The organism is Hoylesella timonensis 4401737 = DSM 22865 = JCM 15640 (genome assembly GCF_000455445.1).
In the GTDB taxonomy this organism is placed as follows: Bacteria; Bacteroidota; Bacteroidia; order Bacteroidales; family Bacteroidaceae; genus Prevotella; species Prevotella timonensis.
Genome location: NZ_HG417098.1, coordinates 18,792 through 39,682 on the forward strand (window position 1 = coordinate 18,792; position 20,891 = coordinate 39,682).

The following is a 20,891-nucleotide window of genomic DNA, read 5'->3' on the forward strand; positions in this document are numbered from 1 at the left end:
GCTTCAAGTTCAAATTATCTGCAAATTCAGTAATGAGAGGACGTGTAAACGCAATAAGGACGTTCAAGGGCTTAGTTGCGGATTTGAGGAAGATTATATTACAGTATAGAAAAATATTATCCATGTTGAACTACAATAAAAAACAAAAAAGACTTTTCCCCAAAATAGACGCTTAGGACTTTTCTCCTGATATTCATCAACAAGATGGGATATTCTTGACTTCCTGAAATAGCATCTATACATGTATGTTACTATTGGCATGATTATTATGACAGACCATACCCATGAAAGTAAATCATTTCTGCTTTTTATGGGTAGATGTTGTAATATATTTAATCCTATATGCTGTTCTGCGATATAAACTATAGTAAGTATATTTACAAATAATAAGACAGAAACAATTAAGGCTGAGTCTATACGAGTATCTGCAGATTTTCCGTAGCTCTTATTTTTTGATAAAAAATAATATGTCCAATATGCAATCTCTTTTAATAGCATAATCTTATCTCCTTGATTTTGATGCAGGACCAATGAAAGTTTGTCTGGGGCTAAAACGTCTTTTGATAATTGTTGGTGGAAAAGGATGAATAGGTAGGACAACTCTTAGATTATCTACAGGTTGAATATATGGATCTTTTCGTATATTGGGGGCAAGCGTTGGGGAGTAAAATGCTCCTAATAAATCGAGCCCCCAATAAACTAGACCTATGGTTAATCCGATAGGACCACCAAATGTAGCTAATGCAGAAAATCCTATATTTGTAATTCCTTTAAGTGCAGAAATCTGACCTGTAACTACTCCTGCAGCATCAGTTACAACTCCTATAATAAAGACTTTCCTCCCGACATTTTTTGCAATATGAGTTATCTTATACGTTTTTATCCTGGCTCTACTTCCTCCTCCCCATCCAGATGGGTACACTTTAGGAGAGAAATGTCCTTTAGAGTTAAAACGCACAGTCGTTCTTGTATTAGAGAGTTCAGTAAACCCTAAAGAAGTGCCAGCAGCAGTTAGTGCGTTGCATATTTGTCCATGCCATGTATATGTTGGAATTCTGGTGCTGTCAATATTTTGAGGAGCAGAACCCCACAGAGGCATGGAGTCTGAGAATGATATTAACCCAAAAGGAGGTAAGGTCGAGGTTTTAATGACTTTATTTCCTAATGATTCAACTTCAATTTCTGCAGTTTTATGATTTTCAAATGTAACATGACTCTTTATAAACTGTCCAGCAAGCATTTTTTGCCCTAGTTCATGCTGGGTTAGACTATCTTGTTGATGGATTGGCATAAATTTCAATATAATAAAGAGTTGATTTTAATCAAGGCTATAAATAGAGTATTCTAAATGACATAATACTTGAAGCGAATCCATAGAAGGAAGATACCAAACAGTGAGTAAACTATCTGAATGGGTTTGCCAAGTGTACTCCATTACTTTTATGCTGCGACTGAGTCGTTGTGATTTTGTAAAACAGTTTAGGACAGCAGTCCTAAACTCATCATGCTGTTCCGTTATTAAATATGAGGCAATATCCTTAGGGGCTCCATACAAAGAATCAATTTCTTTAACACTATATGTGTTAGGTTTAATAACATGTTTTTGAAATTGACCAGTATTCTTGCAGCTGAAAAAAACAAAAAGCAAAGCCGTTAAAATATTGTAATATTTCATTTATCTAAAATAATTTCCGTATCATCTCTAAACATAGAATTCAACTCTAGCAATGTTGCTTGAGAGGACTGTGCAATTCGAAGGAATCTCAGCAATTGACTCATTGGCATCTACTTTTACTTCATTGCCACCTACACCGTATTGATATAGTCCCATAATTTGTATGATTTAATATTATCTTTATATTCGATTATTCAAGCCATTAGGGTGTTGGTAAATATAATCATTTTTATTATGAACACCAAGGAAAATCTGGTTTTTTTGTTGTTTCACTGCAAAAATGTTGATAATCAGCCTGCAATTTGACCTATACGCCGAAACTTCTTTGCCGAAAAAAAAGTCATTTTTCTGTAGCAAAGCCACAAAACCACCCGCCGATGTTCCGCCAAAGGCGGAGAAAAGAAAGCAGAAACAACTCGCCTCGATTGGGGAGGGTTATTAGTAAAACTCAATCTTACAATCTGATAGAGCATATATTCTACCGTCCGAAAGTTCTATTTTATTTTCAGAGATTTTACCTGTCAATAAACCTAACTGCTCTGCCCCTTGTTCTATTTGTTTCCGCCACCCCTCAATATCTCCTTTATAAGATAATCCGTGAAATAATTCATTGGTCGGTAGCCTTAGTTTGCAATTTTCCGATATTACTCCTCCACTTTGAGCTATTTCAAACAAAGAAGTTACTTTATCAAATAATGATTGCTTCTTAACAGTTCGGCTACTTTTTGTGAAAAAATCCTCTCCGTCATCAGAAATATATAGGTGTTCTCTTCCCTCTACTTTTATTGTTCCTGGAATATGTCTATTAATTGTACTCATTATTATGGTGTTATATTAATCTTTACATTGCTTAATCCTACATCTTGGAAGATTTTTGTGTAATGTGTTGCCAAATCTTGGCTATTTGTATGATAAATAACCTCGTCAAAAGCATTCGAGTATTTTTGAGCTTGTGAAAGCATTTTTTGTTGTTCTGCAATAGCGAACGGTTTATTTCCTATTTTATTATTGGGGTTTCGTGTTGATTTAGATCAGTCTTTTACATATTTGGCTTCTATTGCTACATTCTCACCGTTTATATCTACAACGTGATCAGCTATTCCATTAACTTGTTTTCCTCCAATCATCGCTCTATATTCCCTTTGTGATTGAGGTAATTTTCCGCTATACATATCTTAGATTTGTTGTTCATATTTACGAGCTTTTGAAGTTGCTTTACCACAATCCAATCCAAATGGGTCAATTTCTGTATTGGGGTCGAAAACATATTCGTATAGCGTAGGATTAGCCCCCGCCAATCTTATTGGGTCTTGAGAAATATAGGTACCCATCTCGGGCGAGTAGTATCTGTACCTGTTGTAGTACAGCCCCTTCTCACCATCCTCATACTGTCCTTGGAATCTGAAAGGTATGAAGTTTCTCTCACCTCTGAGTTCCAGTACATCTCCATACCGCTAAAAGCGGAGAACAGAAAGCAGAAAAAATCTCGATTGAGGTGAGGTGTTGCTACTACTGTTGTTTTTCTTTGAACTCTTTTAATTTCTTTTCTATAAAAGCAAAATCGTTTATTGCTTTGTCCTTATCTTTGGCTCGGTCGTATTTTTCATGCCATTTTCTAATTCCGTAAGCATAGAATTGAAACCCTTCTTCTGTTAAATCTCCAACCGTAATCTGAGAATCGTCATTTGCCTTTTCTCCTTTTTTTAATATTTCTCTTGTAGTAAACCCATTATCTTGTAAGAAATGAACATAGTTCTCAAAAAAACGATATTGCCTCTCTTTATACTCCTGCGTTATGGGCTGTGGAGCTAATTTAGATTGAGTTATCCAACTTAATTTTTCTATTATTCTATTTTTATCCATCTGTTTTTTTATTTTAGTGACATTTGACTTTTTTCGTTTCTAAATCAACATCTAATCTTTGGGTTTCAATATCAGATATGTCATACAACACTCCTTTTCTTCCCGGTGCTTTAACATGAGTTCCGCCATTACTTCTAATATCAGTTTCTTTTAACATTTGTGTTCTTTTATCGTAACTATTCAGCAATAGTCATAGGTCATACGCCACCTCCCATCCTACAATGATAGGATGGCAGGTGGCGTATGGTTATTGCTGAATAGTTACGTATTCATCTCTTGCTTGCTTTGCTCTTTTATTATACTCGGACTTATCTCTATTCTTAAAGTTTTCCCTATTTTCCAACCAATCTTTTGTTCTCATTCTATTGATCGCATCTTGCTGGTCTTTCAACTGCCGATTAAATTCTCCTGGAGAAGCTACGGCATGTTTAGGATTCTCCTTGAATGGGGGATTTGGCTTAATAGGCTTTCCTTTTGGTTTCGAAGGAGATATTTTCTTACTTGGCAAAGGTGTATTACCCATAACTCCACTCATTAACTTTCGAGCTTTATTAGCATAAGCCTTGGATAAATTTCCTCCTTTTTTCCCCACTTTCTTCATTGCCTTCAATATGGCAGGGGCAAAACTGAGCAGCGTGCTGAAACCGATGCTTGACAGAAGTCCCGTCAGCATACCGCCCCAGTCGGGGGCATAGGGACCGCCCACCATGACAGGCGCACCTGTCGGAATGGGAATGGAGAAGGATGTCGGGGCGAAGAGGGTTGGAGTGAACTTGAACTTTTTCTTGCCTACCTTGCTCAATGCTCCCGAAAAAGGAATACCCACGTCGTTGCAGGTCATTACCATGTATCCCTTGGGACTTAAACGCGTCCCCTCTGCAAAAACCGTCTGGGAGGAGAAGAAGTTCATGCTCTCGTGCCCGATGATGGGCATCATGATGAAGGCGCCAACCAAGGGAATGTGCTGGAAAGTAATGAGTACACCGCTCGTGTCAGACACACCGCGCTTGAGACCATTGATGTTTACGTTGCTGCCGAGGAAAGGAATATAGTCAAACGGGTCTATGACCATACCTACATAGGGATGGAAAGGATTACCGGAGGTCGCAAGATGCAAATCTAAACCTACAACAGGGGTCAAATGAGTACTGACGGGTAACATATAATTATTATACTAGACTACTGACAAGTATGTGGAGACTGCTCCAACCTGCGAATGGTTTCTTGGGGAGTCTCTTCCCAATGATCTCCATAGAGAGTAACCATACGAGAGATTTGTGATACTATTCTAAGATCTGGAATATCATACATGAATTTTTCGGCAAAAGTTACAAAATACCCGCCAACGTTTCGCTAAAGACAGAAGAAAAGAAAGCAGAAAAAGCCTCGATTGAGGTGGGGTGTTGCTGCTACTATTGTTTTTCTCGAAATTCCAGTAATTTCTTTTCAATAAAAGCAAAATCGGTTATCGCTTTGTCCTTGTCTTTGGCTCGGTCGTATTTTTCACGCCATTTTCTAATTCCGTAAGCATAGAATTGAAACCCTTCTTCTGTTAAATCTCCAACCGTAATCTGAGAATCGTCATTTGCCTTTTCTCCCTTTTTTAATATTTCTCTTGTGGTGAATCCATTATCTTGCAGGAAATTAACAATATTCTCAAAAAAACGATATTGCCTTTCCTTATACTCCTGCGTTATGGGTTGTGGAGCTAATTTAGATTGAGTAAACCAAGCAACTTTTGATATTATTTCGTTTTTACACATAATTATATATTTTTAATGACACATTGTTGTTTTAGTGTCTAAATCAACATCTAACCTTTGGGTTTCAATATCAGATATATCATACAACGCTCCTTTTCTTTCTGGTGCTTTAACATGTGCTCCTCCTTTTGCTTTTCTCCTAATATTCATTTCCTTTTCAAGTTGTGCTGTTTTATCTGCTGTCGGACTTGTTACTTCATAAACACCTTTTACCTTGCCGTCTTCAATTACAACAAAATCTAATCGTCGTCTTGACTCAAAAGCATCTCTGACACTTTTACCAGAGGCATCACGGATATACCTTTCTCTCAGTATGGTTGCATTCGGATGTTGTTTCTTTAAGTGTTCCAATGCAATAGCTTCGCGAGCATTGCCTGCAACTTTATTAGGAATGGCGTCTAATCCAAATGAATCAATCTGTATATTAACGTGAGTTCGACGAATTATAAGTGTCTATAAATTTGGTGATTAGCGAAATTTGTTGTAACTTTAAGGTGTTGATTTACAAACAATTACAAACAAAAATCGCTATGATCACCGAGGACAAAGTTACTGAAATATTTTGAATGGCAGATGATTTCTGCAAGTTTTTTGATGCAATGGTGGCAAAATATACGCTAAAGCCTACTGGAAAAAGAAAGTATCATCGAGATTCCACGATGTCAAAGGCAGAAGTCATGCTAATAATGATTCTTTTTCACGACTCTGGTTATCGCTGCTTTAAACATTTCTATCTTGAAAAAGTATGTAAACATCTGCGTAATTTGTTTCCTAAAGTTGTCTCATACAACCGTATAGTAGAATTGCAAAGGGAGATTGTCATTCCACTCGCTTTGTTTATCAAGAAAGTCTTGTTAGGAAAATGCACGGGCATAAGTTTTGTTGACAGCACACCACTGCGTGTCTGCAAGAACCAAAGAATACATATTCATAAGGTTTTCAAAGGTATAGCCCAAAGAGGAAAATGCTCCATGGGTTGGTTCTTCGGTTTCAAATTACATTTGATTTGCAATGAGAAAGGAGAACTTCTCAATTTTATGATAACACCGGGAGATGTTGATGATCGTAAGCCATTGGAATACAAAGCGTTTGTAGATTTCATATATGGCAAGCTGGTCGGCGACAAGGGGTACATCGGCAAGAATCTCTTCAAAAGGCTGTTTGTGGATGGAATACAACTTATTACCAAGCTGAAAAGCAACATGAAAGGAGCTTTGATGAGCGTTTCTGACAGACTCTTACTCAGAAAAAGAGCCATTATAGAAACTGTGAGTGATGAGCTTAAGAATATTGCACAGGTGGAGCACTCCAGGCATAGATGCTTTGACAATTTTATCGTCAATTTATTAGGCGCTATTGCAGCCTATTGCCTGTTCCCAAAAAAGCCGTGTATCAATGTACAAAGGACTATTGACACACAGCTTGCTCTGTTCTAAATTCGTCGAACTCACGTTAAATAGCACATGCTTCTTCTTTTGATTTACTATAATCACGCCTTTGGCGGAAAAAAGAAAAAGAGAAAAACAACGCATATATCGCCGAAAATCACACCTAAACCGCACACTAACACAGAACCCAATCAAAAGCCCAAAGAACCGAGAATATACAAAAAATATAAAATGCTATAAATCAAAGAATAATCGACAAAAAATCCAACCAACCGACCTAAAACCCGAAGCCCCCGACCGACCCGACAACCGATAAAACACTGACAGTCAAGCACACGAAACGACGCACGGCAAACCCACAACCCGCTAAAAAACAATAAAACAGCCCGCAGAGCGGGCAAAGAAGGGGGGGGCAAAAAATATCTGCCGAAGGCAGACATAAACAAAATATAAAATACAGTAAATCAAATAATAAAGAAAGAATAACAAATCCGAACCCAAGCAAAACCAAGCCCTCAAAAACAGCCAATCGAAACACTAAAACCAATCTGCAACACCCCAAACCATTGCAGCCCGAAACCGAGCCGAGAACCGCATAAAAACAACCTCAAAACCACCCCCAAAACAACCAAAGAACCAACCCTAAAAAAACACTCAAAAAAAACACCTCTCCCCCCGCTCAAAAGCCTTTGGGAAAGGGGCGAGGGAAACAGGGAGGAAACCCCGATAAATAAAGGGATTGACGGCAAAAAAGCGGATTGGGGATAATTTTCTTCAAAAACACGAAGATTTAAGAATATTCAACTATATCCGAACCAAAAAGAGGGCAAAAAACGGACAAAAACAGGCAAAAAAAACTCCCGAAAAGAGAAACTTTCTTGCCGAAAAAGTCATTTTTTCTGTGGCAAAGCCACAAAAACCACTCCGCCAATGTTCCGCCAAAGGCGGAGAAAGAAAGCAGAAACAACCCTCCACAATCAAGGCAGGTTTAAGTTTATTCTAATTCAAAAAACCACTCCAAGAAAGAATTAAAATCTTTCCATTGAGGTCGTAGTTGCCCATTCTGAAAATCAATTAACTTTTGTCCAAGTTCAAGTTCTAAAACTTCCCCTGTCTTTCGATTATAGAAAAAACCTCCTTCTCCCTCAAAACTATCTAATGGGATATATTCGTCGGGTAATTTTAGAACTTTATGGGCTGATTCTATACCATAATCCAAATCATCGGAATATATTTTAAACCAACAGACATTATATAGTTCATAACTACGACCTTTAAATGTTACAGCATTTGTATAAAGATTAAATTGGGCGAAGGTCGTATCCAATTTAATTCCTAAATCTAACATTACTTTTTGATAATTTGTATCTTCAGTTTCGTCGTACAATCCTGTTTCTATCAAATAATTTTTAACTTTTTCTGACAACATAAATATCAATTTTATTATTTGCAAATTCCTTTCTTTTTTCGTGCATTTATTTCTAGTTCTGCTCTCTGTTTCCAATAGGCTTCTCTATTTATTTTAAACAAATCTCTATTTACAGGATTATCAGGATGAGCATTAGGCAAATATGGATGTAAAGCATTACTACCATAATATTTTTGATGTGTTGCATAGGATAACTCAAATAATGAACCTTTTGCGTTTTGTTTTGAGTGATGTAGGTTTATCTGACTATATTTGCCATTCTTAACAACAAATGGAGCATCACCTCTTAAAGCTCTATCTAAATTCGTCTCTGTTATTCCTCCTTTTCCTGTAGAAGGTAAATCCCAATCTATTTTTTGCTGATAAACTGTATGAGTATTTCCTGATGGAGCATTAAAAATAGAAGGCGTAAAGAAACCTCTTAACCCCAATGGATCTATCCAGCTGTTAGAATCGTGAACATAAGCATATACATTTAGTCCGCCTGCAATAGAAATCGGGTCTTGGCTTATGTAATTGCCTGTACTTGGGTCGTAATATCTGTACCTATTATAATACAGCCCCGTCTCACCATCCTCATACTGTCCTTGGAAACGGAAAGGTATGAAGTCTCGTTTTCCTCTGAGTTCCAGTACATCCCCATAGATGTCGAGGATACAGTCCCAAACCACCTCACCCTTGCTGTCAAGAGCCTGTATAGGCGTACCCAAGTAGTCTTGCACGATGGTATAACTATCATCCTCGGTGAGCTTTGCCACCGGGGTGTAACTACCACCGTCATACACCCATGTAATGAGATTGGTGTACGGTTCCTGTCTGTCATAACGGATACGCCCCAATTCATCCAGCTGTGTCCTCGGTTTTTCCCGCCTGTCATAGTCCCACTCATGCAGCAGCACGTTTCCGTCACAAGCATAGAAGAGCGTCCTTTATCCCTAATAGTTGTAACCCCCTATTGATTACCCAATAATTATAATCGTAATCTCTGTCTTGAAGAAATAGGTTCTAAATATTACTGCATAATTTTTACATTTGGAAATTTTAAATTCATATATTCTTCTACTTCCTGCAAAGTATATTTTCTTTTTGTTTTGACAGTCAAATCAACAAGGGTAAACTTCATGTCATAATGTTCATTATAGCCAGTCGGTATTATGGGAGTTTTAGCCATATTGCTGTCGAATAAAGCATTGTTTATAATGGGAATATCCATTCCTATCTTTTTTCGGACCTTAATCAAATTTATTAGTTCCATAGGAATTAAACCACTGCTTAAAAATTCTTCATTTTCCCATTTTTCACCACGTTGCAATCCTATGCCGTCAAGATGGTACATACAAAGTTCATCCCAATAATCGGACTTTATATTCGAGAAATCATTCCAATTGTCAATAAGGGGTTGATAAATACCATAACCGTCACCATACTTTAAAACCAAGTCTTTAACTTGACTATTTCCTGTCCATTTCTCAAGCAAAAAATGAAGTAATAAGGTGCTGGGATAAACTTTTTGATTGATAAAATCTTTATTAGAAAGATTGCCCTCATCTAATAAATATGATAAAGACTTTTCAAAAAGATTTCTTATTAAATCTGTTCGTTCTACGTACAGAGCGTACTCATACGCACCTTTTAATGATCAATCCATTTATCGTTAAGATGTCCGTAAGTCCAAAATACGGCTGTTCTTTCAAAATATTCCCAACATTCATCACTTCCTTGGAACAACAGTTTTTTTGCTTTAATATGAGTACTGTTAGGAAGACCAGATAACACACCATAGATTGTATGACTCCAATTTTTAAGAGTGTCTTTATCTGTAAAATGATTGTATCTCTGCATAAAGCGATCATCATACGATGAAGTATCTTCACCATAATTGTAATGTTTTATCGCCCTATTTATTTTATCTTTCATTACTTGCATTGTAATCTAATCCTAGTTTCTTGTGGGGTCATATAGTCGATGCTCATATGAGAGCGAATGGTGTTATAAGTCTCTATAGCTTTGCTGATTGCGCGATTTGCCTCATCAATGCTACGGAACACTTTGCCCTTTAAGAATTCGTTCTTAATGGTACTGTTGATCCGCTCTGACTGGGAGTTCTCTTTGGGGGCTCCTGACTCTGTCATGCTGATTTGTATTCCTCTTTTATTGAGCATGTTAGTGTACTGCCGACTGGTATGTTGGGTGCCTCTGTCGGAGTGGTGAATGAGATCGGAAGCGTCCTTTTTGGAGAGCATGCCCGGAAAGAAAAAGTCTATTCCTTCATACAGCACTGAACCTGTAACAAGATTTACAGGCTCAAAACCGTAAAAAGATAACTCTTTCTTTAGACTTTGGGTAAAATGTGGCATATATTATGATATTACAGAAATAAACTTACTCCATACAATGTACCATATCATAAGGATAATAAGGCAACCCTTGTAAGGAGGAATCGTCTAAGCCTAGTATTTTCACCAAAGCACCACTTTCAAAACTCCAATAGCCAAAATGAACACCCCATTTGCTTTTATGATCATTATACCAGCCACTATCAGAATGCCCCTTATACCATTCCTTTTTAAGGTATTTCTGGAGCCGTTCTACAGCCTTTTCCTTATTAGTTTTCGCAAACTCTATCACTTCGATGAGTCCTGCATAGGGAGTAGTCCAAAGAAGTTTTTCTGATGCGTAATCCTGTGTATTGTTAACTAAGAAACTAAAAAGTTTATCCTTAACCGAAAGTTCTCTTAAGAGTATTGAAAGTTGTTGTAATTCTTTGTGGCATTCAAGCATAACTCCTATAGATAGATACCATAACATTGTTACATAACCAGCATCAGCATTCCATCCTTTCTTCATAAATTGTACTCCTTGAAGGTAGTCCGGAATTAGTTCCAATACAGGATAACCTGCTGAATATTTAGAAATGAAAACTTGATAGTTTTTTCTTACTAATTCATTCATCTGAGCATAAACTCGTTCATCATCCCAAGAAGTAATATTGACTTCATATTCTTTTAAGTCACGACTTATGCAATTTTGATCAAAGTCAATATTACTTTGATAGTTCTCTAATGAATTAAAATTATCTCTTAACATCATAATATATTATAGTATTTAAGGCCATAAACTAATAATATTTGCAGCCGAATTAACTTTATTTGTTACTACTTTCCCATGAGCATCTACTCTACTTACTATTAGAATATGCCTTTTGTGGTTTTAATGATATCATATTCGAGTTTGTCTTTAAGGAATAGCCTTTGGGGCTTCGCGGTAATCCTGTCATAATCGGCTGCTTCGTAATCCTCGGTGTCTTTAAATTTGACTTGAAGTCCATTCTTGCAGTCGAAAAAGGTGCTTTTATTAAAATCATATACGCTTACAGGTAACATGGGGAACCCCACTAGATAATAGTTTTGACTGAAAGTGTCAATTTTTGCTGCGATCTTATTGTGTATTGGCAATCTATATTTTGCAATTATCTCATAGACTCTATGACTTATTAAAAACTACACCCCATGTTCGTATGGACCAAAAGCCATAAAATCTAATTGTTTAATAGATTTCGTTCTAGGGAAGTAGGTAATCATGAATCTATTTTTTGTATTAAACAATTGAAAATCAGTGATCATAACTCTGCTTTTATTCTTGTAGTTGTTTATGAAAAAATCATTGAACTCTTTTTCCTGTTCTTTGCTAGAGAACGATTCCTTCTTTTTCGCCACAGCCACATCCCCATCCCTTTTTCCCGTAATGCTAGGTGTATAATCTATATCTATATTGTAATACTCCATTTTGTTTGTTTTTATTTGCAAGAAGAGATTCGCAGGTTGGAGCTGTCTCCACATACTCTTCCATCCGCAAGTAGCAACCCAATACATTGTGCTATTGGATATAGGAAGAGTCTCATATCTGCAAGACTATGGACACCAATACCCAAAGCCCCCTTAAAGTTGCTGTCGGAATGGTACACACGTTTCCATTCCAAAGGCAAAGCCCCCGGAAAGAAAAAGTCTATTCCTTCATACAGCACTGAACCTGTAACAAGATTTACAGGCTCAAAACCGTAAAAAGATAACTCTTTCTTTAGACTTTGGGTAAAATGAAACATGGCAGTTCTTTGAATAAAATTACATTACCCTTCTAAATCTATGATTTTTCCTACAGCCTGTCCAATAATGTCAATATAAGATTTTGCATCTACTACTTGCAGGTTTTTATTGGATGCTTTTCCTCCTAAAGCTAATGCCGGTACATAACCATAGCATTGTCCGTATTGTAAAGCAGGTAACTTTCCTTTAACATCTAAGTAGGGTTTAGCTTTGTATGTATCTATTAAATCATCTTTGTCATTTATTAAAATGTTTAAAAACACATTGACTTTATGACCTAGCATACTTTTTTGAAAGTTTCTAATATTGAGGAAGGCTGCACGGTTTCCTTCATCAGGAGCGATAGTCCAATTATCATTACCCTCCCACAATAGCAAATCACCTAATGCTGTAATTCCCCAAATAATACATGGTTCCAATAGTTTATCAATATAATCAAATGCAAAATCATATTCTTCAGGATCTACAATTTGCAAATACCCATCTTCGAATACTCCAGCCCCCATATTTCTCCAAATCCATATAAGTTCTTCTGGAAATCTACCCTTAAAAAGGCTTATATATTTTGAGATCGTATTCTCCGAAATATTCTTATACTTATTATAAGTACCGTTGTTTCTTTCAATAAAGTTCTCTATACCATTCCTCATAAACATCTTGAGCTGTTTTTGTTGTAGAATTTGAAAAGTTTGTTTCATAGCCAAAATAACTTTCAAATTTACCTGTTTTGGGAAAGTATACTAATTTAAGTATTGTTGGAATTTCTCTGTTGTAATCAATAAACAGATTTTCGATCTTCATTAAAATATCGTTTCCAAGGTTTAATAAATTAAACGCCCTCGTACTAGAAACATCGTATTGCTTTTTAGATATATCGTTCACTTTGTGTGACTTTGCTAATTTCCCATTTATCTTATAAAATGTCTTGAAAAAATACCCTTTTTCAATTAATCCGATAGTATAAACGGTATCAACCTCATCTACATTATCATCTACATACTCGAACGCCAGCTCCACCATTTCAGTCAAGAGGCTTTGAAAGTCATTATCAAAATTATCATTCATAATTGTTCTTGTTTTATTATTTGAGAAAAAGGTTCTCCATCAATAGTATAATTAACATTGGAACTATAGGGTCTTGTTAAAGCACCATCATAGTTGATTTTAATATCAACGGTCACTTTTTTTGGTGGTGGCTTTAATGCTTCTGCCCATTTATTTTCTATCTTTTTAAATTCACTTAAGTTAACTTTCTTTGCTCGTGATACTAAGTTGTCCTTTTCTATGCGCCTGATGGCGTCTTATCTTCTTATTAGCCATATTGATTCCTTATTTTTACGATATGCCGATTCGCCTTCTTTTAAGTCTGGTAAATTTACTAATGATTTGTCAATGTCTATCATTTCCTGAATAGAAACAACTATTGCATCTTCTTCACTAACCTCTTCTTCACCCAAAAATTGCCAATCACCATCTTCATCGTAGAAAACGGATACAATAATAGAGTTGTTGTTTACTACATATTTAGTAGTTATAGCACTTTTATTTTTATTTTCTTCTATTATTTTCATTTTACTTAGCTAATCAACATTATTGTTGTAATTATTTTATATACAGAGATTGAATATCAACTTGTATCCCATTTGCGCACATTCCAGTGTCAAGTGCAACACAGCTACAAATGTAGGAAAAAAAACTTCATAGGGAGTTTTATAGCCTAGTTTTTTACGAGGTCTGTTGTTTAGTTGATTCTGAATTTGTCTGATTTCATCGTCAGAGATTTCGTCAAATGATTTTTCTTTTGGGATGTATTGTCGAATCAAACCATTGATATTTTCAATGTGCGGTTTGTCAGCAGAGCAATAAGGTTTAGCAAAGAATACAGGAATCTTGAGCACCCGCTCTATAGACTTGAAGTGTGTGAACTCAGTCCCATTATCAGTGGTAATGGAGAATCATGAGGTCCTGCTCATCAAACACACGCATGGACAGTGCGCCATCGGGATAGGTCGTGCCTGTCTGGTTGCCGCGTCCGTCATAGTGCCAGCCTGTAATGCGCCCCTCGGGGTCTATTTCCCGGTAGGGCTCCATCTCCTCGGTATAGTCATAGCGGGTCGTGTTGCCAAGGGCATCGGTGACGGAGCGGACAAGCTGATTGGCATCGTAGCGGTATGTACTCTCCGCACCACAGGCGTCACGGACGGTGTTGTAGCCTTGCTCTGGGAAATAGGAGATCCAACCTTCTTGGTCACCGTCGGCTCCGCGTGTATGGACGCAGCGTCCCTCTTTATCGTATTCCCAACAGAACGTGTACCCGTTACGGTCGGTCTTCGCTACCATACGGTGATCCTCGTAGCGGATTCCCGTCGTCTGCCCCAAAGCATCGGTAATGCCTACCATGTTGCCCTGTCCGTCATAGGAATAGCGAACAAGCTGCTCGGAACTTCCGTCCGGCATCCTCAGGTGGAGGCTCTCAATGAATCCCGCATCCGTATGTCGGACTGTGACCCGGCGACCGCAGGCATCGGTGAGTGTCGCAAGCACGCCATTCTCATAGGAAAGGCGGATGCTCCTGCCATCCAAGTCGGTAACAGAAGTCAACAGATAGGAGTTGGCGAAACGATTGAAATACTCAAAATTATAGAACAATCTCTTCTCTAAATCATATACCTCATATCCATTTGGATGTTTACGAAGTTCTAATCTGTTGACCCGACAGAAATCAACTTCACCTTCTTCTACATAGTCAAAACCACATATTCTTCCATCCGCAAGTAGCGACCCAATACATTGTGCTATTGGATATAGGAAGAGTCTCATATCTGCAAGACTATGGACACCAATACCAAAAGCTCCCTTAAAATTGCTGTCGGAATGGTACACACGTTTCCACTCCAAAGGCAAAGCCCCCGGAAAGGAAAAGTCCATTCCTTCATACAGTACTGAGCCTGTAATAAGATTTACCGGCTCAAAACCATAAAAAGATAACTCTTTTTTTAGACTACGTGTGAAGTGGAGCATAACAGTTCTTTAGAACAAAATTATCTTATTCTTCTAAATCTATGATTTTCCCTACAGCCTGTCCGATAATGTCGATATAGGTCTTGGCATCTACAACTTGTAAGTTCTTATTAGAAACTTTCCCTCCTAAGGCCAATGCTGGAACATAACCGTAGCACTGACCATATTCTAACGTTGGTAATTTGTCTTTAATATCTAAATAGGGTTTGGAGTCGAAAAAGTTTTTTCCATATATACCATAATCATCTCCAAGTAGTATGTCGAAAACAAAATCTATCTCTCCAATTACACGGCTCTTGCATTTTCTTACATCGATTTGTTTAACTCTGTTTCCTTCGTTAGGTGCAATCGTCCAGTTTTTATTTCCTTCCCAAATTAATAAATCACCCATTGCTGTAATTGCAAATACTATAGAAGGCTCTAATAGTTTGTCGATATACTTAAAAACAAAATCATAATCGTCTGGGTTTACTAATTGTATAAAGCCATTCTCATAAATGCCATACCCCATAATATTCCAAATGTTCAACAACTCATCTGGAAGTTTTCCTTTATATTTATTGATGGTTTCGATAGAAACATCACTATATTTAACATAGTTATTTTGGTTCCTTTCTTCAAATGTTAATCGTGCCATATATTATGATATTACAGAAATAAACTTACTCCATACAATGTACCATATCATAAGGATAATAAGGCAACCCTTGTAAGGAGGAATCGTCTAAGCCTAGTATTTTCACCAAAGCACCACTTTCAAAACTCCAATAGCCAAAATGAACACCCCATTTGCTTTTATGATCATTATACCAGCCACTATCAGAATGCCCCTTATACCATTCCTTTTTAAGGTATTTTTGGAGCCGTTCTACAGCCTTTTCCTTATTAGTTTTCGCAAGCTCTATCACTTCGATGAGTCCTGCATAGGGAGTAGTCCAAAGAAGTTTTTCTGATGCGTAATCCTGTGTATTGTTAACTAAGAAGCTAAAAAGTTTGTCTTTAACCGAATGTTCTTTTAGGAGTATTGATAGTTGTTGTAATTCTTTATGGCATTCAAGCATAACTCCTATAGATAGATACCATAACATTGTTACATAACCAGCATCAGTATTCCATCCTTTCTTCAAGAATTGTACTCCTTGAAGGTAGTCCGGAATTAGTTCCAATACAGGATAACCTACTGAATATTTGGAAATTAGTATTTGATATGCATTTCTTAAAATAATATCAAAATGAGAGAGTTCTTGTTTAGAATCCCATGTTGTTCCAGTACACTGATACTCATGGAGATCCTCTTCTACGAAAGAGGTCTTTTTTTGTATCAATTCCTTATACCGAATTTCGGTATTTAAATTATCACGCAATTTCATACTGTTTTCTTATTTGATTTTTATTATGGCCAAGAACTAATAATTTCTCCTGCCGAATTTAATTTGTTTGTAATAACGTTTCCTTTTTCATCTATTCTACTAATAACTTTATCTACATTACCCTTAGACATTGCTTTTTGAATCTCTCTAGCCTTATCTTCTCCGACCTGACTTTCAAGTGTGTCATTTACCCAACTATCAGACATTTGTTTGCCACTTTTAGTGCTACCAAGTTGAGATGTTCCATATTTGGCTTCATCAATAACATAAGAGGGAGGTGGTGTTGTATTTTCGTATTATTGCTGTCCGGTAAAACTCAAAAGAGCATAAATGTCCTCCCCGAAGCCCAGTAAAATTGGACTTCGGGGTTTATTTTTTCAAAAGTAAGCCCCTCTTAATCGAAAAGACTTGGTTCTGGCGGCGCTTTTTGCATCTCCTTTGCAAGGAAATCATTCCAAGTTTTTTCGGGATTTTCCATAAATGCGATAAAATCGACGTAGTACATAAGCATAAGCCGTACCATGGTAACAACTTGCGAAAATGCACAATGCCTCTTGATGCTTCTCGACAGAACCGTTATCAGCAGATTGGCTATCAGAACAACCCATGTCTGTATTTGTATGGCGTTGACGCTGTCCCCATAGAAGAAATGAAGCGGGAAGTTCTGTTTAAGCTGTTTGTACAACGACTCGATAGCCCATCTTAGGCGGTAGATTTCAGCAATGTCCTCAACAGTAAAGTCAAAGTTGTTGGTCAATAGTACAACAGGTCTCTTTGTCTCGTAAAATATTTCCACCCTTCGTGCCTCGTGGGTGAGTTCTCCTCTTGTAAAAAGCACTTTCTGATCAATATGCGTTACGAGGCCCTCTGCATTGACATACGTAACGGATTTAAGTACCTCATACTTAAGTTTTTTCTTCATTTTGATCACGTAGCAAACGCCCTCTTCTGTAAGACGTTGGAATTGCGCGACATCGACATAACCACGGTCCATTGCTAAAGTGGAGTCTTTGGGCAGATGCACCTCTTTGAGCAGGTAATGGTCGTGTTTTGCAGCTGAAGTGAGTTGCACCACCATTGGCACGCCGACATGATACTTCATTACCGTATGCACTTTCATACCGCCTTTCTTCTTGCCTGATTTTGGATGCCGCCCGACACCTTTGAGTATGTTGTCAAAGAGCGTTATAGTGGTAGAATCCATCATGTAAAGCAACTTCTCCCAGTCTTTAGGCTCGTGTGTCTGCCCCTTATAGCACTTGGAAGGGCGGCTGTCCGCTAAAAATTTGGCATACTTCTCCAAAAGATACGCATAAACACTTGCAAAGAACTCCTGAGGGCGGCGTATATTGGCCTCAGCAAGCGTGCTGCGACGAACCAAATAGCTCATTCCGAGGTGTCTGAGCTTGTGAGCCTCAGCCTTCATGCCTATCTCAAGTTCGCGCAGAGAATCAAAGTGTTTGAGGATGCCGAACAACATTACGACAAGATGTTGGTAACCGTCAAAACGCTTCACATAAGCCTCGTTTCCTTTCGTTTCGTGGCTTATTTGAAGAATTTTCTCCTTGTCTAGTAACTTTAATACTTGACTATAGACCGGCTGTCCGGTAAAATGACTATCTTTGCTCATGGTTATGTTTTATTTTAGTAAAAACAAAGATAACCAAAAGGGCTGATACCTCGTGAGAAGTGTCAGCCCTAAATTATTTTGTTTAATAAAGTTTTACCGGACAGCAATAATATCAAGGAAAACGAATAAGTTAGATGTGATAAGAATATTATTGGAACCTCTAAAACCATGTGCAAGAATACGATCTGAAGTCCAAGATCTTCCTAAGAGAGGATGACAGCAACTTTATATACAAAAAATACCCAATAATAGGTATTGCGTGATGTTTTTGAACATTGTAATTTTGCATCCGAAAATACCCAATATAAGAAATAAATCTCACATATCATTTATATACAGGTATTTGAAGAGGAAAATTAGTATAATAAAAGTTTAGATTTATCCCCACATGTATGTTAAAATAAAAATGCTGTCTCTGCTTGTCACACTGACTCCATGGATTGGGTATGCCCAAAAAGACGAAGGCACACCTAAAACGTCTAATGCCATGACCGACTCTTTACATCAGATCAACGAAGTAGTAGTAAGAGCCAACCAGATGTTAGGCAGTCAGTTTGAAGCACGTAACCGTACTGGTTCGGCTTATTACCTTTCACCCAAAGAATTGGGCAAATTTGATTATACCGATATAAATCGTATGCTGAAGAGTGTACCTGGCGTAAATATTTATGAAGAAGATGGTTTTGGATTGCGCCCCAATATCAGTTTACGCGGAACACAAGCTGAGCGTAGTGAACGGATCACGCTAATGGAAGATGGCATATTGGCTGCTCCTGCACCATACGCAGCCCCTGCAGCCTATTACTTTCCTAATGCGGCACGTATGTATGCCATAGAGGTTTTAAAAGGTAGCAGTCAGATACAATATGGGCCATTTACAACAGGAGGTGCCATCAACTTGGTATCAACCCCCATTCCACAGGACCGATTAATAAAGTGTAGCATGTCGGCAGGTAGTTTTGGTAGTCTAAAACTACAAACGGCTATAGGTAAAAGCTTTAAGCATACAGGCTTTCTCATAGAATATTTGCGCTATCAGGCTCGCGGTTTCAGACATGATGACCCCGACGAGCGTACAGGATTTAAGCGCAATGACGTAATAGCTAAGTGGATGGTACGCACAAACAAAGAAGATGACATAAATCACAGATTAGAACTAAAGTATGGATTTGCTAACGAAACTTCCGACGAAACATATCTTGGGCTTACCGATCAGGACTTTGCCGTTAAACCATATTTTAGATATGCAGGAGCGCAAAAAGATAATTTGGTGACACGCCACTCCCAGTTTTCTGCCACATACATCATGAAAGGTGTTCGCTCATGGGATATAACCACGCAAGCCTATTACAATTATTTTTTCAGAAACTGGTACAAGCTTAACGAGGTGCGTACAGGCTACACCAAGGCTGAACGCCGTTCGATAGGCGATGTACTTGCCGACCCTATTACCAACCAATCGTACTTCGATATTGTTTCAGGTAAGGTAAACTATATAGGAGAGGCACTAATGCTGCGTGCTAACCACCGTAAGTACCATTCGCGTGGTATTCAGATAAAAGGGGAATATAAAACAATGCTATACGGTGGATACTTCACTGCAGAGGCTGGCATGCGTTACCATGCCGACAGCGAGGATCGCTACCAGCAAGACGATGGATACTCTATGAATAATGGTCGCATGGAGCTTTTCTTAAGAGGACTCCCAGGCAGTCAGGCCAACCGCATTACTACAGCGCATGCCTTATCGGCTTATACTTTGGCAAAATGGGCAAAAGGAATGTTTACCTTTACCGCAGGAGTGCGTTATGAAGATGTAAAGCTATTAAATCGCGATTATACTAAAGCTGATTGGCGACGTACGGGTATGGTGCGTATAGAAGTGCCAAATAGCGCAAGAGCAATGATGCCAGGAATAGGGATCAACTTTAAGTTAATGCCCCAGTTGTCATTATTCTCAGGAATACATAAAGGTTTTGCACCGCCCAGTGCCTCCCTTGGACAAAAAGCCGAGAGCAGTATCAATATAGAGGCTGGTTTGCGCTATGCTAATCAATGGTTCAAAGGAGAGCTGATAGGTTTCAACAACAACTATTCAAACATGTTGGGCAGCGACCTTGCCGCACAAGGCGGATTAGGCACCTTAGACCAGTTTAATGTAGGACGGGCATTGGTACGAGGTGTAGAACTGCTTTTACAATGCCAGCCATTACCTACCCATTGGAAAATCCAACTTCCCATGCAGCTATCTTATACCTTTACAGATACAAAGATGAAAAACTCATTTACAAGCGCATCATGGGGACATGTTTTATATGGCGATGAAATCCCTTATATCTTTCGCCATGCACTTAACAGTCAGATAGGTGTGGAAAGCAAATGGGCTGACATAAACTTAAACATGCGATACAATGGCGACATGCGTACGGTTCCGGGACAAGGCAAGATAGCTCAACGCGAAAAAATTCCAGCTAACTTTATTATAGATGTTACCACCAAGGTACATGTAATTAAAAATGTAGACCTTACTATGAATATTGTTAACCTTACCAACAAAGTGTATATGGTTTCACGGCACCCATCTGGTGTCAGAGCAGGCTTACCTTTTGGCATTTATGGAGGGATACAGTGGAAACTTTGATAAAATGG

Annotated in this window: 30 protein-coding genes and 1 pseudogene; 3 read left to right on the forward strand and 28 right to left on the reverse strand. The window is 38.0% G+C overall.

What is annotated here, in order from left to right; genetic code table 11:
- Positions 1 to 502: 502 nt before the first annotated feature.
- The 10 genes from BN35_RS09210 to BN35_RS09235 all read right to left on the reverse strand — a co-directional run bounded on the left by BN35_RS09210 (position 503) and on the right by BN35_RS09235 (position 5,652).
- Positions 503 to 1,300, reverse strand: a complete 798-nt coding sequence (locus tag BN35_RS09210; RefSeq protein WP_145992952.1) for an androgen-induced gene 1 family protein — start codon at positions 1,298 to 1,300, stop codon at positions 503 to 505.
- An 18-nt stretch (positions 1,301 to 1,318) separates the two neighbouring features.
- Entirely contained in the window at positions 1,319 to 1,675 is a 357-nt protein-coding gene (locus BN35_RS13635) for a hypothetical protein (protein ID WP_025073106.1), read from the reverse strand.
- Positions 1,676 to 2,113: 438 nt separating this feature from the next.
- Entirely contained in the window at positions 2,114 to 2,494 is a 381-nt protein-coding gene (locus tag BN35_RS09215; protein ID WP_025073107.1) for a hypothetical protein, read from the reverse strand.
- A 212-nt stretch (positions 2,495 to 2,706) separates the two neighbouring features.
- The gene (locus BN35_RS13745) at positions 2,707 to 2,847 is read right to left on the reverse strand and encodes a hypothetical protein (RefSeq protein ID WP_154653966.1); all 141 of its coding nucleotides are present in this window, start codon (positions 2,845 to 2,847) and stop codon (positions 2,707 to 2,709) included.
- A 3-nt stretch (positions 2,848 to 2,850) separates the two neighbouring features.
- Positions 2,851 to 3,114: an RHS repeat-associated core domain-containing protein gene (locus BN35_RS13210; RefSeq protein ID WP_081411485.1), complete on the reverse strand. Its 264-nt coding sequence runs from the start codon at positions 3,112 to 3,114 to the stop codon at positions 2,851 to 2,853.
- A gap of 70 nt (positions 3,115 to 3,184) precedes the next feature.
- The gene (locus BN35_RS09220; RefSeq protein WP_025073108.1) at positions 3,185 to 3,538 is read right to left on the reverse strand and encodes a hypothetical protein; all 354 of its coding nucleotides are present in this window, start codon (positions 3,536 to 3,538) and stop codon (positions 3,185 to 3,187) included.
- Between the two features lie 13 nt (positions 3,539 to 3,551).
- Positions 3,552 to 3,695, reverse strand: a complete 144-nt coding sequence (locus tag BN35_RS13750) for a hypothetical protein (RefSeq protein WP_154653965.1) — start codon at positions 3,693 to 3,695, stop codon at positions 3,552 to 3,554.
- A gap of 90 nt (positions 3,696 to 3,785) precedes the next feature.
- On the reverse strand, positions 3,786 to 4,700 hold the full coding sequence (locus BN35_RS09225; RefSeq protein ID WP_025073109.1) for a polymorphic toxin type 15 domain-containing protein: 915 nt from the start codon (positions 4,698 to 4,700) through the stop codon (positions 3,786 to 3,788).
- 250 nt (positions 4,701 to 4,950) lie between these two features.
- Positions 4,951 to 5,301 carry a hypothetical protein gene (locus BN35_RS09230; protein WP_025073110.1) on the reverse strand — a complete coding sequence of 117 codons (351 nt, stop codon included), beginning with the start codon at positions 5,299 to 5,301 and terminating at the stop codon, positions 4,951 to 4,953.
- A 12-nt stretch (positions 5,302 to 5,313) separates the two neighbouring features.
- On the reverse strand, positions 5,314 to 5,652 hold the full coding sequence (locus BN35_RS09235; protein ID WP_025073111.1) for a hypothetical protein: 339 nt from the start codon (positions 5,650 to 5,652) through the stop codon (positions 5,314 to 5,316).
- Between the two features lie 215 nt (positions 5,653 to 5,867).
- Between BN35_RS09235 and BN35_RS09240 the strand changes: the two genes are divergently transcribed.
- Both BN35_RS09240 and BN35_RS09245 read left to right on the forward strand, forming a co-directional pair.
- A complete protein-coding gene (locus BN35_RS09240; RefSeq protein ID WP_025073112.1) occupies positions 5,868 to 6,737 on the forward strand; it encodes an IS982 family transposase in 870 nt (289 codons plus the stop codon).
- Positions 6,738 to 7,428: 691 nt separating this feature from the next.
- Positions 7,429 to 7,692, forward strand: coding sequence for a hypothetical protein (locus tag BN35_RS09245; protein WP_025073113.1), 264 nt, complete (start codon positions 7,429 to 7,431; stop codon positions 7,690 to 7,692).
- On the opposite strand, the gene BN35_RS09250 is transcribed toward BN35_RS09245, so the two are convergent.
- From BN35_RS09250 to BN35_RS09325, 18 genes and pseudogenes are all read right to left on the reverse strand, one after another.
- Positions 7,684 to 8,118, reverse strand: coding sequence for a hypothetical protein (locus BN35_RS09250; protein ID WP_004348768.1), 435 nt, complete (start codon positions 8,116 to 8,118; stop codon positions 7,684 to 7,686). The genes BN35_RS09245 and BN35_RS09250 overlap by 9 nt on opposite strands.
- 14 nt (positions 8,119 to 8,132) lie before the next feature.
- Positions 8,133 to 9,017, reverse strand: a complete 885-nt coding sequence (locus BN35_RS14295) for an RHS repeat-associated core domain-containing protein (RefSeq protein ID WP_025073114.1) — start codon at positions 9,015 to 9,017, stop codon at positions 8,133 to 8,135.
- Between the two features lie 113 nt (positions 9,018 to 9,130).
- Positions 9,131 to 9,595, reverse strand: coding sequence for a hypothetical protein (locus BN35_RS13940; protein WP_025073115.1), 465 nt, complete (start codon positions 9,593 to 9,595; stop codon positions 9,131 to 9,133).
- A 155-nt stretch (positions 9,596 to 9,750) separates the two neighbouring features.
- Entirely contained in the window at positions 9,751 to 10,035 is a 285-nt protein-coding gene (locus BN35_RS13945) for a hypothetical protein (protein WP_199899103.1), read from the reverse strand.
- Positions 10,035 to 10,475, reverse strand: coding sequence for an integrase core domain-containing protein (locus tag BN35_RS09270; RefSeq protein WP_052328485.1), 441 nt, complete (start codon positions 10,473 to 10,475; stop codon positions 10,035 to 10,037). The genes BN35_RS13945 and BN35_RS09270 overlap by 1 nt, the downstream gene beginning before the upstream one ends.
- 25 nt (positions 10,476 to 10,500) lie before the next feature.
- On the reverse strand, positions 10,501 to 11,208 hold the full coding sequence (locus BN35_RS09275) for a PoNi-like cognate immunity protein (RefSeq protein ID WP_081675930.1): 708 nt from the start codon (positions 11,206 to 11,208) through the stop codon (positions 10,501 to 10,503).
- A gap of 410 nt (positions 11,209 to 11,618) precedes the next feature.
- Positions 11,619 to 11,903 carry a hypothetical protein gene (locus BN35_RS12845; protein ID WP_145992953.1) on the reverse strand — a complete coding sequence of 95 codons (285 nt, stop codon included), beginning with the start codon at positions 11,901 to 11,903 and terminating at the stop codon, positions 11,619 to 11,621.
- An 11-nt stretch (positions 11,904 to 11,914) separates the two neighbouring features.
- A complete protein-coding gene (locus BN35_RS13640; protein ID WP_145992954.1) occupies positions 11,915 to 12,220 on the reverse strand; it encodes a DUF6531 domain-containing protein in 306 nt (101 codons plus the stop codon).
- Positions 12,221 to 12,244: 24 nt separating this feature from the next.
- Entirely contained in the window at positions 12,245 to 12,919 is a 675-nt protein-coding gene (locus tag BN35_RS09285; protein WP_234396815.1) for a T6SS immunity protein Tdi1 domain-containing protein, read from the reverse strand.
- On the reverse strand, positions 12,843 to 13,286 hold the full coding sequence (locus tag BN35_RS09290) for a hypothetical protein (protein WP_025073203.1): 444 nt from the start codon (positions 13,284 to 13,286) through the stop codon (positions 12,843 to 12,845). The genes BN35_RS09285 and BN35_RS09290 overlap by 77 nt, the downstream gene beginning before the upstream one ends.
- Complete coding sequence (locus tag BN35_RS14360) at positions 13,283 to 13,516, reverse strand: DNA/RNA non-specific endonuclease (protein WP_081411487.1); 234 nt, start codon at positions 13,514 to 13,516, stop codon at positions 13,283 to 13,285. Before BN35_RS14360 ends, BN35_RS09290 begins: the two co-directional genes overlap by 4 nt.
- A 6-nt stretch (positions 13,517 to 13,522) precedes the next feature.
- The gene (locus BN35_RS09295) at positions 13,523 to 13,792 is read right to left on the reverse strand and encodes a hypothetical protein (protein WP_025073202.1); all 270 of its coding nucleotides are present in this window, start codon (positions 13,790 to 13,792) and stop codon (positions 13,523 to 13,525) included.
- Positions 13,793 to 13,828: 36 nt separating this feature from the next.
- A pseudogene (locus BN35_RS14365) lies at positions 13,829 to 14,173 on the reverse strand (IS30 family transposase); the annotation flags it as partial.
- Positions 14,160 to 15,242 carry a DUF6531 domain-containing protein gene (locus BN35_RS09305; RefSeq protein ID WP_044071464.1) on the reverse strand — a complete coding sequence of 361 codons (1,083 nt, stop codon included), beginning with the start codon at positions 15,240 to 15,242 and terminating at the stop codon, positions 14,160 to 14,162. The pseudogene BN35_RS14365 and the gene BN35_RS09305, both read right to left, overlap by 14 nt.
- 25 nt (positions 15,243 to 15,267) lie before the next feature.
- Positions 15,268 to 15,879 (reverse strand): GAD-like domain-containing protein, encoded by a 612-nt coding sequence (locus BN35_RS09310; RefSeq protein WP_028901405.1) that lies wholly within the window; start codon positions 15,877 to 15,879, stop codon positions 15,268 to 15,270.
- A 25-nt stretch (positions 15,880 to 15,904) separates the two neighbouring features.
- Positions 15,905 to 16,612, reverse strand: a complete 708-nt coding sequence (locus tag BN35_RS09315; RefSeq protein WP_028901404.1) for a PoNi-like cognate immunity protein — start codon at positions 16,610 to 16,612, stop codon at positions 15,905 to 15,907.
- 23 nt (positions 16,613 to 16,635) lie between these two features.
- Positions 16,636 to 16,818 (reverse strand): hypothetical protein, encoded by a 183-nt coding sequence (locus BN35_RS09320; protein ID WP_025073299.1) that lies wholly within the window; start codon positions 16,816 to 16,818, stop codon positions 16,636 to 16,638.
- 188 nt (positions 16,819 to 17,006) lie between these two features.
- Positions 17,007 to 18,242, reverse strand: coding sequence for an IS4 family transposase (locus BN35_RS09325; RefSeq protein WP_044071467.1), 1,236 nt, complete (start codon positions 18,240 to 18,242; stop codon positions 17,007 to 17,009).
- Positions 18,243 to 18,630: 388 nt separating this feature from the next.
- Between BN35_RS09325 and BN35_RS09330 the strand changes: the two genes are divergently transcribed.
- Positions 18,631 to 20,883, forward strand: coding sequence for a TonB-dependent receptor family protein (locus tag BN35_RS09330; protein ID WP_025072999.1), 2,253 nt, complete (start codon positions 18,631 to 18,633; stop codon positions 20,881 to 20,883).
- Positions 20,884 to 20,891: the final 8 nt, after the last annotated feature.